Raw genomic sequence first — 2,398 nt, 5'->3', positions numbered from 1 at the left:
GAGCAGGCGGCGCGCGCCGCCAATGGCGGGGCCGCCCCGCCGGACCTGTCGCTGATCGCCAAGGCGCGCTCCTACAAGCGCGGCTTCCCCTGGTTCCTGATCGACTTCTTCACCCAGTTCCAGGAGCAGGGCCCGAACTACGTCAACGCGCTGCTCCAGGGTTATGAAGAGACCCCGCCGCATGGCGTGACGATCCCGGACGGTTCCTATTACAACAAGTACTTCCCCGGCAACGCCATCAAGATGCCGCCGCCGCTGTCGGACGGGCAGGTGACCTTCGACGACGGCTCGCCGGCCACCGTCAAGCAGTACGCCCACGACGTCGCGACCTTCCTGATGTGGACCGCCGAGCCGCACATGGAGGCCCGCAAGCGCCTTGGCTACCAGGTGTTCATCTTCCTGATCATCTTTGCCGGACTGATGTACTTCACCAAGAAGCGCGTCTGGGCCGCGGCCCACTGAGCGGCGCGATCAATCACATTCGAGTTGGAAAAAGCCCCTGCGGGGGCTTTTTTGTTACGTCGGGTCTGACGTCGCCGTCTCTCTCGGCGGGCGGCCCAGTTTGCCGTGCGCGCCGGCGGTCCGAAGCGGACGATGAGGCTCGCATGCGTGCGACATCCTCGAAACGGCGGTCAATGTCCGCTAGTCTGGGCCTCGAGCAAGTCTCGCGTGTGACGGCCTGCCGCCGCACCGATGCCCGCGGTCGTCGGGAGTTTGAGCGATGACGATGATCGATGACATGGCCTCGCTGAAGCAGGCGATGGTCCAGATGGACTCGGAAGATGCGACCGTGGCGCAGACCGGCAAGGATCACGCCGCGCAGATTCTCGAGGCGTCCGGACTGAGCTTTGCGAAGCTCGCCGAACTGATCCAGCAGCGCCGGCTGCTGCTGCAGCCCTCGGTTCTCGGCCGGATCAAGCGCATGGATCAGCCGGGCTCGCTCGGGGATTCGGCCTTTCGGGCCACGTGGGGGGCGCTCCGCAAGGAGGGCCAAAGCTTTCTTCAGATCGCCGAAGCCCTCGAGGTCAGCGGCGGACTCCGACCTTGGGGCGACGACGAGGCCGGCGCGTTGCGGCCGCCGATGGCCCAGCTGCCCGCGGAAGCTGCGATCGATCCTGGTCGGCGGGCCCCGCCGACCGCGTTCACTTTGGCCGTGGACATTGTCACGTTTCCGCTACGGCATCCGATTCGCTTTCTCACCGTCGCCGTGCTCGGACTGGTGCTGTTCTACGGCTATCGCGGTGCCGTCACTCTGGGCCAGCAGGTCTCGAGCTTGTTCGATGGCACCGCTGCCAGGCGTGGATCGTCCGCCGAAGGCCCGGCGCCGCCGGCCTCGCCTGCCGTCACCCCGTCTCGGGCCGCATCGTCGCCATCGACGGCGACGCCGCCACCGGCCTCTGCCGCCACGCCATCGCCAACGCCCGTGCCCTCGGAAGCTGCGCCGGCCGACCTGGCGCGCGCGCCTTCGCCGCCCGCGTCTGCGGCCCCCGCGATTCCGCCGGCCTCATCGCCGCGGCGCGATGCGAGGACTGCGGCCCCGTCGCGATTCGCGACGGAATGCGGCGCGACGCGGGACGGGTTATCGACCTGGTCCCGGCGCTGTCCGAGTGTCGGTGACGAGCGCCGCCCGCGCGCTTTCGAAGACATGGTCCCCGCGGCGATCCGGCGCGATTCGCGTCAGGCCGGACCCTGCATCGGCGGCGTCGGAGGTTGCTTCTGGGGCGGCTTCCAGCACTGACGCCGCAGCGAGGCTCCAGCCGCGCCCGCGGCGTCATCAGCCGAGACGCGCCGGCAAGCCGTGCTGCGTCCGCAGACTCCGTCAGCGGCGCGCGCGCGCAGAGCCAAGGCTCGGCAACTCGACGGCGCCGCCGTCGAGGGCCTGCTGCAGCAGGACCTCGATCTCGCGATGACCATTGCGGGCGGCCAGCGATGCCGCCGTGTTTCCGAACTTGTTGCGGGCCATCAGGTCGACCTTGCAGGCCAGCAACGCCTTCACCACGTCGACGTGGCCACGATAGGCGGCCCGCATCAGCGGCGCACACTTGACGATGTCCCCTGCATTGCAATCGGCGTTGTGCTCGAGCAGATGCTTCACCACCGCAGCCCGGCCATTGCCCGCGGCCCGCAGCAGCGCAGTCTCGCCGTTCTGGTTTCTTGCGTTGACGTCAGCCCCGCGCGCGACAAGCACCTCGACCACGTCGATGTGACCCCGGTCTGCGGCGAGGATGAGCGCGGTGTCGCCGTCACAGTCCCGCGCGTTCAAGGCAGCGCCCCGATCCAGCTGCGCGATCAACGTGTCGATGTCGCCGCAATAGGCGGCCGTAATCACCGCCTGTTCGAGATCGCGTTGTTGCTGCGAATGACCTTGGCTCATCATTAGCCCCCCTTCTTTTTTGTC

The 2,398-nt window shown here is 68.1% G+C and carries 3 protein-coding genes; 2 read left to right on the top strand and 1 reads right to left on the bottom strand.

Features of this window, described 5'->3' with window-relative positions:
- Positions 1-462 (top strand): cytochrome c1 (locus BRAS3809_RS20405; RefSeq protein WP_035657201.1); only part of this gene is annotated, 462 nt, incomplete at its 5' end.
- A 277-nt stretch (positions 463-739) separates the two neighbouring features.
- Entirely contained in the window at positions 740-1,738 is a 999-nt protein-coding gene (locus BRAS3809_RS20400; protein WP_240535725.1) for a hypothetical protein, read from the top strand.
- Positions 1,739-1,819: 81 nt separating this feature from the next.
- On the opposite strand, the gene BRAS3809_RS20395 is transcribed toward BRAS3809_RS20400, so the two are convergent.
- A partial coding sequence (locus tag BRAS3809_RS20395) for an ankyrin repeat domain-containing protein (protein WP_240535724.1) occupies positions 1,820-2,398 on the bottom strand: 579 nt, incomplete at its 5' end.

Source organism: Bradyrhizobium sp. STM 3809, from assembly GCF_000239795.1.
GTDB lineage: Bacteria > Pseudomonadota > Alphaproteobacteria > Rhizobiales > Xanthobacteraceae > Bradyrhizobium.
Note: the sequence above shows the minus strand (reverse complement) of the source record. Positions and strands in the feature narration are given on the sequence as shown.

Coding starts and splice junctions, on each gene's coding strand:
- BRAS3809_RS20400 (WP_240535725.1), top strand. CDS start 740: ATGGCCTCGCTGAAGCAGGCGATGGTCCAGATGGACTCGGAAGATGCG.